The sequence below is a fragment of the Pedobacter kyungheensis genome, assembly GCF_000812965.1.
GTDB lineage: Bacteria > Bacteroidota > Bacteroidia > Sphingobacteriales > Sphingobacteriaceae > Pedobacter > Pedobacter kyungheensis.
This window is the reverse complement of sequence record NZ_JSYN01000025.1, coordinates 61,875-77,085: the sequence shown is the minus strand read 5'-3', so window position 1 is coordinate 77,085 and position 15,211 is coordinate 61,875. Positions and strand designations below refer to the sequence as shown.

At 41.4% G+C, this 15,211-nt stretch carries 10 protein-coding genes; all 10 read right to left on the bottom strand.

Annotated features, from left to right (window positions below; genetic code table 11):
• Positions 1 to 170: 170 nt before the first annotated feature.
• Positions 171 to 1,235, bottom strand: a complete 1,065-nt coding sequence (locus OC25_RS19195; protein WP_039479437.1) for a FecR family protein — start codon at positions 1,233 to 1,235, stop codon at positions 171 to 173.
• Positions 1,236 to 1,431: 196 nt separating this feature from the next.
• Positions 1,432 to 1,986 carry an RNA polymerase sigma factor gene (locus OC25_RS19190; protein ID WP_039479435.1) on the bottom strand — a complete coding sequence of 185 codons (555 nt, stop codon included), beginning with the start codon at positions 1,984 to 1,986 and terminating at the stop codon, positions 1,432 to 1,434.
• A 124-nt stretch (positions 1,987 to 2,110) separates the two neighbouring features.
• Positions 2,111 to 3,991 carry an alpha-amylase family glycosyl hydrolase gene (locus OC25_RS19185; protein WP_039479432.1) on the bottom strand — a complete coding sequence of 627 codons (1,881 nt, stop codon included), beginning with the start codon at positions 3,989 to 3,991 and terminating at the stop codon, positions 2,111 to 2,113.
• Between the two features lie 158 nt (positions 3,992 to 4,149).
• The gene (locus OC25_RS19180; protein WP_039479429.1) at positions 4,150 to 5,523 is read right to left on the bottom strand and encodes an MFS transporter; all 1,374 of its coding nucleotides are present in this window, start codon (positions 5,521 to 5,523) and stop codon (positions 4,150 to 4,152) included.
• A 70-nt stretch (positions 5,524 to 5,593) separates the two neighbouring features.
• A complete protein-coding gene (locus OC25_RS19175) occupies positions 5,594 to 7,276 on the bottom strand; it encodes an alpha-amylase family glycosyl hydrolase (RefSeq protein WP_245222085.1) in 1,683 nt (560 codons plus the stop codon).
• A 158-nt stretch (positions 7,277 to 7,434) separates the two neighbouring features.
• A complete protein-coding gene (locus OC25_RS19170) occupies positions 7,435 to 9,753 on the bottom strand; it encodes a glycoside hydrolase family 65 protein (RefSeq protein ID WP_039479424.1) in 2,319 nt (772 codons plus the stop codon).
• A 91-nt stretch (positions 9,754 to 9,844) separates the two neighbouring features.
• Complete coding sequence (gene pgmB, locus OC25_RS19165) at positions 9,845 to 10,531, bottom strand: beta-phosphoglucomutase (RefSeq protein WP_052266318.1); 687 nt, start codon at positions 10,529 to 10,531, stop codon at positions 9,845 to 9,847.
• Between the two features lie 41 nt (positions 10,532 to 10,572).
• On the bottom strand, positions 10,573 to 12,513 hold the full coding sequence (locus OC25_RS19160; RefSeq protein ID WP_082018657.1) for a glycoside hydrolase family 13 protein: 1,941 nt from the start codon (positions 12,511 to 12,513) through the stop codon (positions 10,573 to 10,575).
• Positions 12,514 to 12,585: 72 nt separating this feature from the next.
• Positions 12,586 to 13,602 carry a SusE domain-containing protein gene (locus tag OC25_RS19155; protein ID WP_039479421.1) on the bottom strand — a complete coding sequence of 339 codons (1,017 nt, stop codon included), beginning with the start codon at positions 13,600 to 13,602 and terminating at the stop codon, positions 12,586 to 12,588.
• Positions 13,603 to 13,621: 19 nt separating this feature from the next.
• Entirely contained in the window at positions 13,622 to 15,211 is a 1,590-nt protein-coding gene (locus OC25_RS19150) for a RagB/SusD family nutrient uptake outer membrane protein (protein WP_039479566.1), read from the bottom strand.

The following is a 15,211-nucleotide window of genomic DNA, read 5'->3' as shown; positions in this document are numbered from 1 at the left end:
AAAAGCCTCCGGTATCTCGGATGCCCTTGCAGTAAGTAATAATTAATCATATTTTTGTTTTTTTTGGTTGCATAAGTTATTGGCAGCAATCTGTTTGCGCATAAACTGCCATTAATTAATCAAGAAGGAAACCTATAAGGGCGGTGCTCCAACACCGTCCTTTTTTGTTCCTATTTCGAAATGGTGATCTTTTTTCCTTTTATCTCATATTTAAAATTGTTTTCGGTTTGTTGTAATGCTTGTAAAACTTCAGCTATTGTCTCGTTGGTAATGGTTGCCGTAAAGCGGTATTTTTCAATCTCTGGATTTTTAAACCTGATTTCTACGTTGTACCATTTTTCGAGGATGTTTTTAATTTCATCGAAGTCCTGGTCGTAAATCTCAATGCGGTTCTGGGTCCAGGCCGTTTCTACAATGGTACTATCCTTAATCTTGGTATAATGGTTAATGGTAATTTCGGGCTTTGGTGCAGTGGGTTTAACCAGTTTAGCGGGCTGCTTTTGTGCAATTGTTTTATAAAAGGTTACCTTCTGACTTGGTTTTAAGGTAATGATACCACCATTCCCAGTCGTAGCCTCCATGGTAATCAAACCACGAATCAAGGTGGCTTCCGAAGTAATTTCATCAGCGTAAGCCTTCACATTAAATGCAGTACCTAGTACATTGATGTTAAAATCGGTAGTGTGCACTTTAAAGGGTTTAGCTTTATCGTGTGCTACATCAAAAAAAGCCTCTCCGGTTAAGGTTACTTCACGACATTTATCGTTAAAATCTTTACTAATGGTTAAATTACTTTTTGCATTGAGCAAAACCGAGGTACCATCCTGCAACATAATTTTTTTACGCTCGCCACCTTTAGTGGTAAAACTGTAAATCTCTGGCACTACACTTTGAGTGCTTTTATTGAGGTATGTACGATATAAAAACACCGAACCCAACACCAGCACTACGGCAGCTGCAATTTTAAGCCATAAGTAATTTTTAAGCTTCACGGTTTCTGCTACCGGAAACAGGGTTTCTGCTAAATTTTCGCGCTGTTTGTTTAACGGGCGCTTATTTCCACTCAGTATTACGTATAATCTTTTCGCTTCAGCTATTACTGCTGCCTGCTCGGGGTGTGCATTAATGTATTTCTCCCAATATCCAATGCATAGTGGATCTGTTCCAGCACAATACTGCTGAAAAGTGCTATCCACAAGGAAGTCTTCTGCATTGAATTTACTTCTATCAACCATGCTAATTTGCCTTTTATATAACAGTGCCAAAAAGCTTTACTTTTTCCTAAGAAAATTTTAACTTTTTTTTAACCTAACCAAATATGTGCGCTGGAAGTACAGGAAATGAAGAAATTTAATTCGCCATGGTGGTAGCATAGAGTCTTAGCTGGTTGGTGGGCCACCAACCATGGAATTAGAGTCACCAACCATGGGATTAGCTTTTAAACTCTTTCCTTAATATTTTTAATGCATCGTAGATGGTATTGTAGGCTGTTTTAATGGTTTGATTGGTTTGCTCGGCAATTTGCTCATAGCTGAAACCATCAAAAAATTTAAGGTGGATGAGCTGTTTCTGGCGGAAGGTAAGTTTTTCTAAAGCACTTTTAAGTTGATGTTTCACCAGTTCGTCGCTTTGTACTTTAACAATAAATTCTTCGTAGCTCATTTCCATCCAGTCGCCATCGGCACCGGCATTAAAAAGCGCATCACTGATTTTACGTTTTCTTTCCAGAATCCGCAGCAGTTTACGTTTTAAAAAAGTACGAAGATAGGCTTCAACATTGTCGACCCGGGTTAAGGTTTCGTGTTTCTCCCAAATGGTGGTAAAAACCTGGTCGGTAGCTTCGCTTGAGGTATCGGCATCGGCACAGACCCTAATCCCGAAATTAACCAGCGGGTAATAAAGTTCAGCATACAAATCAAAAAACGCATCTTTATCGCCGGCACGTAATCGTTCCCATAATAAGTGATGCGCTAATTTATCTTTCATTTAGGATGCTTTGTTGTTAAAGCAATATTAACTAAAAACAACAAGATTATTACCAATCGCCTTAATAAATCCGCAGGTTTTTAACATCAAACCTCGCAGGTTTTAGAAACCTGCGAGGTTGTAATTACTTTAAAGCAACTTTGCTGAAAATATGGTATTCTCCAGGTGCCAGGTTTGCGGTATAAGTGCCCGAAGCCAGACTAACATTGCTGCCTACTGCATCTAGCCATGTACCTGCTGTACCAAAATCGATATTGGCGCTTTGGTTTATCACATCAAAATTACCAACCACCACAACTGTATTGCTGCCTTCAGTTAATTTAATGTATTTAATCCCTCCGGCCAGGTTGTAAGTAAAATTAGTGGAGTTAAAAATGCTGTTGTTCTTTTTTAGCCTGATGAATTTGGCATAAGCATCATACAAAGCTTTGCGGTTTGGATCGCTGAAATATTCCCATTTGATGGGTTTATCGCCGGTGCGTCCGTTAAAATCGATGCTTACATCGTAACCAAGTTCGCCAAACTGCCAAATCATTTTAGGGCCAGGCATACCAAATAAAAATGCGGCAATCAATTCTTCCCTTTTTAGCGATGTAGCCAAATTACCCTTAATCATATAACTACCAAAGCCGTTGCCATAGCTGATGTTTTTGAAATTCAGGCGCTCTTCATCATGACTTTCGCCATAGCTCACGAGGTTTTCTGATTTGGTAAAACCATGGTTGGTATAAAATCCCCACTGAAAATTAGAACTGCCTAACCAGCCCATGGTAGCCTCATTCATATCATGGTTCAGGTTATTCCAAAGCATCATGCCCTCATCCGCCAGTACTTTTTCTTCCGATTCTTCTGCAAAATGTTCCAATATCACATAAAAATTAGGATCGATGCTTTTGATGTAACTGTTATAATCTTTCCAGATGGCTACCCGGCCTGCATCATACAACCTAAACTGCGCATCATCTGTTGAAGACTTTTGGGTAAAGCCTTTTGATAAATCGAAACGGAAACCATCTATTTTATATTGCTGCATCCAGAATTTCATTACATCTTTCGAAAACTTTTTGGTGGCCTGACTTTCGTGGTTAAAATCATAACCCACATTAAAAGGATGTTTGGCATCTACATTAAACCAGGGACTCGAAGTGGTGGGCTTAGCGCCATCAAAATACAGTTGTACCATGGGCGACTGACCAAAGGAATGGTTTAAAACCATATCCATAATTACGGCAATACCACGACCGTGGCACTCATCGATAAAATTTTGCAGTGCTGTTTTGGTACCATAATATTTATCCGGTGCGAAATAAAAAGATGGATTATAGCCCCAGCTTAAATTGCCTTCAAACTCGTTAACGGGCATTAACTCAATGGCATTTATCCCCAGGCCAATTAAATAATCCAATTTTGCAAGCGTTGATGCATAACTGTGTTCGGTAGTAAAATCGCGTACCAATAATTCGTAAATCACCAGGTTGTTTTTATCCGGGCGGGTAAAGCTGGTATTTTTCCAGTTATAAACCGGTTGATTAGCCTGCATTGTACTCACAATACCAGTTGTTTTACCTGTTGGATAAGCTTTTAAGTTAGGATATACTGTTGCGGCGATATATTGATCGTTATCCGGATCGAGCACCTTTTCACAATAGGGATCGGCCACTTTAAGGTTTCCATCTACAACAAACTGATAAGCATATTCGGTGGCAGGGTTAAGGTTATCAATTTGTACCCACCAGGTATTGCCATCCGGTGTTTTTTTCATCACTGAGGCGGTAGTTGACCAGTTATTAAAATCGCCAATAACCGAAACCGAAGTTTTACCCGGAGCGTACAAGGTTACAATAGCTGAAGTGCCATTATTGATAAAGGCCACGCCATTTTTGGCACCTGCCGGTAAATCGGCTGTTTGATTAACCGGTGTTGGTTCGGGGGTATCTGTAGCCGCTTTTTTGCAGGCGGTATGCGTTGCTGCTACTAACAGCAAGAGATAAAATACTTTTTTCATTTGGTTAGATTATCGTTGGTTTTACCACCGAGGCCGCAGAGTTTTCACAGAGCACATTGAGACTTAAAATGGACTCCGTTTTCTCTGTGTTTTTCTTGGTGGACTCTGTGGTTAATATTTTGCACTTAGTCAGTGACTATTTTTGGATTAAATTCTGATTAAACACTTCTGTTTTCTTCGACTTCCAGTTTAGCGGCCAATACTTCGTCAGTTTTCTTTTCGCGGATAAACACATAGCAAATTACAGCTGCCAGAATCATTAAACCGCCACCCAACTGAACGGCCAGTAACCTGTCGTTATTTAACACATTGCGCATTAGCCAACCAAAACCCAGCGATGCTATAATTTCGGGCAGTACAATAAAGAAATTGAAGATACCCATGTAAATACCAATTTTATCTTTTGGTAAGGAACCGCTTAACATGGCATAAGGCATAGAAAGGATACTTGCCCAGGCAATACCAACCCCCGTCATACACAAATACAACATATTTTTATCATGCACCCAGGCCACACTGATTAAGCCAACAGCACCACAAATTAAACAAAGGGCATGCGTAGTTTTACGACCTAAAGCATCAGCTATTTTAGGAAGGATTAAAGCAAAAAGGAAAGTTACCACACTATAATAAGCCAGCGTTAAGCTACCAAAATCGGCACCATGGGCATAAACCGGATCGGCTGCATCTTTACCACCGAAAACATTAACTGCAACCGCCGTGGTATAATAAAACCACATTAAAAACAAGCCTGGCCAGGTAAAAAACTGAACCAGCGAAACTACCTGCATTCTTTTAGGCATATTGCGCAGGGCCTGAAAAATTTCTTTGGCGCCGCCACCAAAACCTTTGTTGCTGGCTTTTACTTTTTCTTTAAAATCAACATCCTGTGGCGGATATTCTTTGGTGGTAAAGACTGTCCAAAGTACAGCTGCAAAAAAGAAAAATGCACCGATATAAAAAGAGAACTTTACATTTTCCGGAATGCTGCCCTGCTCTGCCGTGTTGGTTAAATGGAAAATATTATTCATGATCCATGGTAAGGCTGAGGCTACGCTCCCACCTAAACCAATCATCATGCTTTGCATAATGAAACCGCGGTTAACCTGGCTATCGGGCAATTTATCGGTAACAAAAGCGCGGAAAGGTTCCATGGCAATGTTCCCGAAAACATCCAAAATCCACAATAAACCTGCAGCCATCCACAATACACTGCTATGTGGCATAAAAATTAAAGCAATACTGCTTACAATGGCACCGATTAGAAAGTATGGCCTTCTCCTGCCCCATCTTGGGTGCCAGGTACGATCACTCAGGTAGCCAATAACAGGTTGCACCAACAGCCCGGTTAAAGGGGCTGCTAAAAACAATAAAGGAACCTGATCTGGATTGGCACCAAGGTTTTCGTAAATACGGCCCATGTTGGCACGCTGCAGATCCCAACCAAACTGGATACCGAAAAAACCTACGCTCATGTTGATAATCTGAACGAGTGTTAATTTCGGATTCTCAAATACTGTTTTTAAGCTCATTTTCTTTAGTCTAAGCGCTAAGCGCATGGCGCATGGCGCTCTACGTTCTAGCGGTTAATGCATCATTATTTTAAAACGCTATTATCTGCGCCGAAACTGGTCCAACCTTTACCGGAATAGCCGTTCCTGCAGGGATGTTTAATTTTTTATTGGTCAGCAGCTCGGTAACCGGGGCTGAAGATTTTACCTTTAAAATCTGATCCGGGATTTCGATGTTCGCGGTTAAAGTTTCGTTTCTGTCGAAATTAGCCACTACCAACAAACGTTGTTTGCCCGAGTAACGGATAAAAGCATACATGCGGTTATTCATATTTCCACTTAACGGAACTTCATAAATATCGCCATGCACAATAGCGTCGCTACCGGTGGTTACCTTTAACAGTTGCTGGTAATAAACCCTTAACTGCTTTTGATCATCAGTTAATTTCCCTCCATCAAAAGCACCTCCGTTCATCCATTGCTGATGGTTGGGCACACCCCAATAATCGAAAATAGTAGTGCGGTTATCGTCGCCACCAAAACCCTCTTCTCCTTTTCCCGGCTCGCCAACTTCCTGACCGAAATAAAGCATTACGGGGCCAGCGCCAAGCGTTGCCGAAACCACCATGGCGGGTAAAGCCAGCTCAGCCTTGCCGGCGAAACCTGATGAAGCAATACGCTCTTCATCGTGGTTTTCTAAAAACCGCAACATACGATGGCCAAATCCGGCACTTTCCTTTTGCCATACGGTACTGATCTCCTTTACATCAGCGTTCGGTTCATTCCTGATTAACCTTTTTAAGCCATCGTACAAACCTACTTTATCGTAAAGGTAATCGAATTTACCTTCGTCTAAATATTGTTTGTAAACCTGTGGATTATAGGCTTCGCCCAGGAAAATTAAATCAGGATTTTCCTTTTTAACTTGCGGAATCACCCAGTTCCAGAAAGCAATGGGCACCATTTCGGCCATATCGCAACGGAAACCATCTACTCCTTTATGAGTCCAATAGATTAAAATATCGCGCATTTTTAACCAAACCGGTGGGATGGGATCGAAATAAGTTTTCTCGCCATTCTGATAATCAACCCCATAATTTAACTTAATGGTTTCGAACCAATCGTCGTATTTGGGTTGCGCTACAAACACATTGTTACCCGTTGCCTTTGCGGGATTTTCATCAAACTTTCCATCTTGCAAAGCCGCAACCGGCGTTTGTTTAGGTTCATGCTGCGGCACCAGAAATTTTTGTCCGGGGATGTAGTAAAAATCATTTTTCGCACTAAAACCCTGTGTTACATCATCCTGTTCACCAAAATCAATCACATTTTTAGGTTTGGCATACGAATGATAACTCCGCGCCACGTGGTTGGGTACAAAATCGATAATCACTTTCAGGTTTTTAGCATGAGTTCTTTTTACCAGCGCTTCAAACTCCTGCATGCGGTTTTTAACATCGACAGCCAAATCGGGATCTACATCGTAATAATCGCGGATGGCATAAGGCGACCCTGCCCTTCCTTTCACCACATCGGCATCATCTACCTTGATTCCGTAGGCCGAATAATCGGTTAAGCTGGCATGCGCAATTGCACCGGTATACCAAATATAGTTTACATGCAGTTCTTTAATCCCATCCAAAGCGTTATCGGTAATATCGTTAAACTTACCCGAACCATTTTGCTGAATGGTGCCGTAAGGGATATTGGTCGTATTTTTATTCCCGAATAAACGGGGCAGTAACTGATAGATAACGATTTGTTTATCGTTCATTTTTCGGGGCTGTTTTTGTGCAAAGGATGATGATGAAATTAGTAAAAATAGAATTGACACAAAGCGTGCTATCCTAGTGAGATTGCTTCGTCGTTCCTCCTCGCAATGACGGATCATTGAGAAAGATACATTTTCCATTTTACGTTTTACAGCTAGAATCATACCAACGCGGTGTTATTTACTTCAATTTCGGCATTTCCATCCAATTGATAAAACTGGTTTCTGATACCGATTTCTAAGTCTACAGTGCTGTTATTTTTAATGTTTATGCCGTTTGCTGCAATATTAATCTTTAAGGTAGCTCCTCTGAAACCAATGGTAAACGAAAATGATTTCCATTTGCCAGGTAAGAATGGATTAAACTGCAATTTACCATTGCGTACACGCATACCTGCAAAGCCTTCTACAACACTCATCCAGGTACCTGCCATAGAGGTAATGTGCAATCCGTCTTCGGTATCATTGTTATAATCGTCGAGATCTAAACGGGCGGTACGCAGATAAAATTCGTAAGCACGTGCTTCATCATTTAATTTGGCAGCCAAAATGCTATGCACACAAGGTGATAAAGAACTTTCGTGAACGGTACGCGGTTCGTAGAAATCGAAGTTTCTCCTAATGGTTTCTAAATCGTAATCTTCTTCAAAGAAATACAATCCCTGTAAAACATCGGCCTGTTTAATAAAGCACGAACGTAATATGCGATCCCAGCTCCATTTCTGGTTAATTGGTCTCTCGCTTGCCGGTAAATCTTTAACCAAAATCTGCTCTTTATCCAGATAACCATCCTGCTGTAAGAAAATACCCTGCGCTTTATCTTCCGGATAGTACATCTTTTCGATAATATCGGCCCAATCGGCAAATTCTTTCTGATCGAAATTTAAGCTTTTAACCAAGCTATTGTATTTTTCTGGTTGTTGTTTTTGTACAATTTCAGCAGCTTCGGTAGCATATTTCATGCACCAGGTAGCCAGTAAATTGGTGTACCAGTTGTTGTTTACGTTATTCTCGTATTCGTTAGGTCCGGTTACGCCAAGCATTACATATTGCTGTTTTTCATTGCTCCAGTTAACGCGTTGTTTCCAGAAACGGGCAATGCCGATGAGTACTTCCAAACCGTAATCGGCCAGGTAACTTTCATCACCGGTGTAACGGATGTAGTTGTAAATGGCAAAAGCAATGGCACCGTTGCGGTGTATTTCTTCGAAGGTAATTTCCCATTCGTTATGGCATTCTTCCCCGTTCATGGTTACCATCGGATATAATGCTGCTCCATCTTTGAAACCTAATTTAGCTGCATTTTCTATGGCTTTGCCCAATTGCTTGTGGCGGTAAACCAACAGGTTTTTGCTCACTTCCTGTGGAGCGGTTGCCAGATAAAAAGGCACGCAGTAGGCTTCGGTATCCCAGTAAGTAGAGCCTCCGTATTTCTCGCCTGTAAATCCTTTTGGCCCAATGTTTAGCCGGTCATCTTTACCGGTATAGGTTTGAAACAATTGAAAAATATTGAAACGGATAGCCTGCTGGGCAGCTACATCGCCTTCAATCACGATATCGCTTTCTTCCCATTTGGTAGCCCATGCCGCGGCTTGCTCCTGCAATAAGGTATCGAAACCTTTAGCTACAGCGCTGGAAATAACCGATTGGGTTTCTTTTAAAAGTGCTTCTTTGGGATAATTTTCGGAAGATAAATTCGCCGCGATTTTAATCAGCGTTACTTCTTCATTTGTTTTAACCGCTACTGCAAAAGTTTGACCTACAAATTTCTCTTTGCGTACTTCTGTAGTATCAATTGCTAACGGTTTGCCGTTTTGGTAAACCTGAATATGGCTTCCGGTGCAAACTTCAAATTCGGTTTTCTTGGTTCTTAGCTGAATATAAGCTTCAACTGCTGAACTCTGGGTTGTTACCTCATCCCAGAATTTTTCATCGTAATTGCTATCCTGATTTTTAACATCGCCATCAATAAAGGGAGTTAAAGTTAAGTTTCCATCGAAATTTAAAGGTGTAATGCTGTAACGGATTGCCCCTACTTCATCATCGGCAATGCTGCAAAAACGGGTAGATTTAACTTTAACCGTTTTGCCGCTTTTTAATTTAGCAGTGAAAGTACGCTCCAGGTATCCTTCGTGCATATTCAATACCCGTTTAAAATCGCTCACCTCTGCAATAGCCAAATCAAGTACTTCATCCTCGATTTTAACTTCGATACCTACCCAGTTTGCTGCATTTAAAACTTTGGCAAAATATTCAGGGTAACCGTTTTTCCACCAGCCCACGCGGGTTTTATCGGGATAATACACGCCTGCTACATAGTTACCCAACAGGGTTTCGCCGGTGTAAGTTTCTTCAAAGTTGGCACGTTGCCCCATGCGGCCATTACCTAAACTGAAAATACTTTCCGAAATTTTATTTAAATGTGGATCAAAACCTTCTTCGATAATGTTCCACTCATCTGCTTTAATGTAATTTTTCATTTTCTAGTATCAAGTAGTTAGTATCAAGTAATTGGTATTAGGTATCAAGATAAATCCACAACTTGATACTTGCTACTTACTTGCTGCTCCTTTACAATTCTTCTAAATCCTTTACTGTTAATTTGTCTAATCCGCTTACTACCTTGTCAGCTTCGGTAAGCACGCTTTTTTCACCAATTCCAATGGCTTTCATTCCTCCTCTTTTGGCAGCTTCTACACCAGCTACGGCATCTTCAAATACCACGCATTCTTCTGGTTTGAAACCTAAAAGTGCTGCGCCTTTTAAAAAAACTTCGGGATCTGGTTTGGATTTGGTAACCATATTACCATCTACAATTTCATCAAAGAAATGCGCCAGTTGCGTTCTTTCTAATATCGTTGCGGAGTTTTTACTTGCAGAGCCCAATGCCAGTTTATAACCCGTCTCATGGATGGCTGTAAGGAATTCGACCGTGCCCGGCAAAACCTCTGATGGAGTCATTTTGGTGATCATATCTACATACCAGCTATTTTTTAAAGTAGCCAGTTCTTCTTTCTCGGCATCGGTTTTGGTTACTCCACCCCAGGCTAAAATCTTATTTAAACTCTCTACTCTGCTTACCCCTTTCAACTGTTCGTTCTGCGCTTCGGTAAAATCGAAACCCATGGTATTGGCCAAACGTTTCCAGGCCTGATAGTGGTAAACAGCGGTATCAACCAACACACCGTCAAGGTCGAAGAGACATGCCTTTATTTGAGATTTGAGACCTGAGATTTGAGATTTGAGATTTTCTTGCATCTTTCTATTTCTGGCCGTAGACTGAAGTCGACGGCAATAAATTAATTTAATTCGAGTACCAACGTTGTCTTGGCAGGCACTTTAATGTTTTTAAAATCGATGTTCTCTCCGGAGATTACATTTTTAGCAGTTGTAATGCCAGTTGTTCTTTCGGCGAAGCGATCGGTGTTTAATGATTTCTCTTTTTCTGTGTTGTTTACAATAACCATTACAGCGCCTTTTGGTTCGGCATTGTAGCGGAAATACACATACACATCATCCTGTGGTACAAACTGCATCAGCTTTCCGTTTTGCAGGGCTGCGCTATTTTTACGGAAATTGGCCAGCGTTCTAACAAAATTGAAAGCTTCGTTTTCTTTTGCTGTGCGACCATCGGCCACGAACTTATCTTTTTTGTCTCCTTCCCATCCACCTGGAAAATCAGAACGTACGAGACCATCCGGATTGGAGAAGTTTTTCATCAGAATTTCGGTGCCATAGTACATCTGTGGGATACCGCGCATGGTTAATAAGATGGCCATCCCCATTTTATATTTATCGAAATCTTCGTTTACTACCGAGTAAAAGCGACTCATATCGTGGTTATCGAGTGCAATGCAATTGCGGGTTGGGTCCTGATATAAAAAGTCGTGCGCAACTACATCGTATAAACGGTTAATGCCATCTGTCCAGCCGTTTTTGCCGTTTAAAGCTTCGTAAATGGCATCTTTAACGGCCATATCGGTAATGCCGGGCAAATGTGTATCGAAACCACGGTTTACGGTATTGCCCTGTGTAAAAAAGGCCTGGTTAGCAACGCCGTTTACAAAGGTTTCGCCAAAAATCGACAGCCTAGGAAACTCGGCTTTAATTTTAATTGCCCAATCGGCCATGTAAGCCGGGTCGTTGTAAGGATAAGTATCTAAACGCAGTCCGTCGATACCTGCATATTCAATCCACCAGATGTGATTTTGGGTCAGGTAATTTTGTACATAAGGATTCTGCTCGTTCAAATCAGGCATTGAAGGTACAAACCAGCCATTCAGCATTTGCTTGCGATCGGCAGTAGCGGCATGGGTATCCATTACGGTTTGATCGCGGTAACTGGTTTGGGTATATTTTGGCCATTGGTTTAACCAGCTTTTCATCGGTAAATCTTTATAAAACCAGTGCTGGGTACCAATGTGGTTGTGTACAATATCTTTAATCACTTTCATGCCTTTGGCATGGGCAGCCTCTACATATTGTTTGTAAAGCGCATTCGTGCCATAACGCGGATCGATTTTATAGTGATCGGTTACGGCATAGCCATGATAAGAAGCCTGAGCCATGTCGTTTTCTACCTCCGGGGTCATCCAAACGGTAGTTACGCCTAAATCTTTCAGGTAATCGAGGTGGTTCATTACCCCTTGTATATCGCCGCCATGGCGGTAGTACATGCTATCGCGGTTTAAAGCGGTTTCATTTAAACCCTTCACCACATCATTGCTTTTATCGCCATTGGCGAAGCGATCGGGCATTAACAGGTAAATGAAATCTTTTTGTGTTACGCCCTGAATCCGGCCTGCGCTTTTATCGCGTTTTTTTAATTCGTAGCTGTAACTGAATATTTTTTTGCCGTTTACGAGAAAATTAATTGGGAACGTTCCCGGTTTTACGGTTGCCGAAAGGCTTAAATCAAGGAAAAGGTAATTTGGATTTTCTACTTTATTTACCTTAACGAGTTTAACGCCAGGATAATTTAAGGTTACTGTTGAACGGGCAATCTGATCGCCATGTACCAGTAATTGTAATTTAGGGTTTTGCATGCCGGTAAACCAGAACATGGGTTCAATACGTTCTAATTTTTGGGCAAAGAGGCTGGTACCCGACAATAGCAGCACCAGGATAATGAATATTTTTTTTAATCCGGTCGATTTGGTTTTAGACTGGATTTTAGTTTGAGCATTTTTATTTAAAGAAAGAACGGAAGAAAAAATAGCTGAGGTAAGAAATCTGATCATGCTTAAACTTTAAAAGGTTAAAAAACCCTGCAAAGATCAAAACGATCTTCACAGGGCGATTTTAGTTAATGATTAATTTTTAACCATAGTGGCTTTTTTGGCCGCTACATCTAAAGTAATAGTATAGGTACCGGCTGTTGTTACGGCAATATTATCGCCTCCAGCGGTTAAAGCGGTTAAACTACCACCAAGATTTGTGGTCCAGTCGTGACCAAACCTGAATTTAAAAGCTCCTGTAGTTAAAGTTGCTTTAATGGTGTAAAAGTTAGATTTACCATCGTTGGTTACTTTCATATCGGTATCATTACCCCAGCCACCAGCTGTTGCATCGCCAATAATTGACCATTCTTTTGGTGTAGAAAAAGTTAATGTTTTTTTATTCAGATCAACAGTAACCTGTTTTACAACAGCATCAGGTGCTTTTAAGTTGGCTCCTGCAGAAGCACTGATACTCCCCGATCCGGCATCGCCATAGGCAACATCCCATTTCTTGGCTGGTGTAATTTTAAATTCCAGATTTCCGGCAGTATAGGCAATCATGCCAGTATAAACGCCATCACTGGATAAAGAAACTAAGCTATCAGCTGTTGCCGGGTCCCAGCCCTGATAAGCACCTGGCACATAAATCCATGCTGAGGCTAAATAAGGCGTAGCACTTAAGGTAATGATATTCGAATAAGTTAAATCGTTTACTGCAGCTCCAGATTTTAAACGTACTTCTATCTGGGCAGGCTCTTTAACTTTGCCGCCTAAGGCTAAAATCATGTTGTTGATTTCGGTTACGGTTGGCGAATAAGTTTTGGTGGTAACTACTACCTCTTTTGGGGCTGCAAAGTTGGTACCCTTTAAAGCAAACTGTAAGGTAGTATTTACCGGCACCACATAACCGGTTGAAGTAGCCAAAGGGTAGCTTAATGTTAACGCTGCCTGCGCACCATTGGCTTGTACCAAATTCAATGCAGTTGTAGAAGCAGTTAATGTTCCTGCTGCTCCAACCACCGAAACCGTTTGGGTTTCATCTTTTTTGCACGACCAAAGCGATAAAGCCAGGAAGCAAAAGGCTAAGGTTTTGAAAAATATTGATTTCATCTCTTATTAAATATGAAGATTAATAACCTGTGTTTTGAACCAGATTCGGATTGGCAATTAAATCTGCTGCCGGAATCGGGTAAATGTTGCGGTAGGCTGGAATTGAGGTTCCGGCCTTAACGCCACCTTTAAATGGCCATAGGTAAGTAGAACCGGCAAATTTACCGTAACGTACCAAATCTGTACGGCGGTGACCTTCCCAATATAACTCACGGGCACGCTCATCCAGGTAAAAATCTACCGTTAAAGCAGCTGCAGTAACATTGCCATTGGCATTGCCATAAGCACGCTGACGCAAAGCATTTACATAAGTTAATGCCAGAGCAGCATTACCACCAGAACCACCACGGGCTACAGCTTCGCCATAAATTAAATATTGCTCTGCCAAACGGAATAAGGCAAAATCAAGCGAGCTGAAAGTACCGTTTAATGATGCAGGTGTTACACCAGTTGAGGTTACGTTTTTGAATTTGGTTACGCGCAAACCGTCGGTAAATACACCAATTTCATCTACTGCACTTTTTGCTCCAAAGAAAGTACCACGTTTATCGGCGCTGCCATTGGCATCAGGAAATAGCGCAGGCAAATTCTGACGGGTTCTGTTACCGCCCCAGCCACCGTTTGGCACACCGTACGATGCTGTTCCCATATCGGCATTAATACCAGCATTGATTAAAAAAGTAGTACCACCATAATTGGTTCCGTTTACCCCATCATAATTAATTGTGAGGATATTTTCGGTATTGTTGATGTTGTTATCTGCTTTAAAAAGATCCATGTAATTGGCTTTTAAGCTATAACCGGCTGCAATTACTTTGCTTGAATAAGTAATGGCTTCAGTATATTTTGCAGTACCGGTATATACTTGTGCATTCAGGTATAACCTGGCCAGTAAAGCCCAATCGGCGCCTTTATCGGCACGGCCATACTCATTGGTACGCGGATCGGCCAAATCACCTTCGATGGCTTTAAGCTCTGATTCTACATAAGAAAACAGGGCAGCTCTCTGAATTTGTTTTGGGGCAACTTTACCAATATCATCGTTTTCGGTAACGAATGGAGGGTTACCAAAGGCATCTAACAATACCCAATATTGGTAAGCACGTAAAAAACGGGCTTCGGCTCGGTATTTTGCAATCGCAGTAGCATCTGCGCCGGTAATGTTGCGCGAGGCCAGTTTTTCTGGTGTGCTTTCGCGAAGAAATTCGTTACAAACCGTGATTTGCAGAATGCTCCTCGAGTATAAACCTCTTAAAAACTGGTTATCTACACTTGGTGTACCGTAATCCAGTTCCGGAATACCGGTATCGCCCCAGGCACAGATAGCCTCATCGGTTACCAGCTCCTGCGAAGTCCAGAATAAGCGTAAAAAATCTGCGAAACCAGAGTTTAATCCGCCGATATCGCTGTTATCAGACCCGGTTGAACTGGTTAATGCATAAGTTGCATACAGTTTAACCAAACTTTGTTTGTAACCTGTCGGAGTAGCATAAACGCTTGCCGAAGTCACATCGTTGGTAGGCAAAACGTTCAGGTCTCCTTTTTTGCATGAATTTAATGACAACAATAAAATACCTGATGCCAATATCGTTTTAAATGAATTTTTCAT

Bases quoted from the DNA above. Each gene is read 5' to 3' on its own strand.
- OC25_RS19175 (WP_245222085.1), bottom strand. From the start codon at position 7,276: ATGAACGATAAACAAATCGTTATCTATCAGTTACTGCCCCGTTTATTC.
- OC25_RS19195 (WP_039479437.1), bottom strand. From the start codon at position 1,235: ATGGTTGATAGAAGTAAATTCAATGCAGAAGACTTCCTTGTGGATAGC.
- OC25_RS19155 (WP_039479421.1), bottom strand. From the start codon at position 13,602: ATGAAATCAATATTTTTCAAAACCTTAGCCTTTTGCTTCCTGGCTTTA.
- OC25_RS19160 (WP_082018657.1), bottom strand. From the start codon at position 12,513: ATGATCAGATTTCTTACCTCAGCTATTTTTTCTTCCGTTCTTTCTTTA.
- OC25_RS19180 (WP_039479429.1), bottom strand. From the start codon at position 5,523: ATGAGCTTAAAAACAGTATTTGAGAATCCGAAATTAACACTCGTTCAG.
- OC25_RS19150 (WP_039479566.1), bottom strand. From the start codon at position 15,211: ATGAAAAATTCATTTAAAACGATATTGGCATCAGGTATTTTATTGTTG.
- OC25_RS19190 (WP_039479435.1), bottom strand. From the start codon at position 1,986: ATGAAAGATAAATTAGCGCATCACTTATTATGGGAACGATTACGTGCC.
- pgmB (WP_052266318.1), bottom strand. From the start codon at position 10,531: ATGCAAGAAAATCTCAAATCTCAAATCTCAGGTCTCAAATCTCAAATA.
- OC25_RS19170 (WP_039479424.1), bottom strand. From the start codon at position 9,753: ATGAAAAATTACATTAAAGCAGATGAGTGGAACATTATCGAAGAAGGT.
- OC25_RS19185 (WP_039479432.1), bottom strand. From the start codon at position 3,991: ATGAAAAAAGTATTTTATCTCTTGCTGTTAGTAGCAGCAACGCATACC.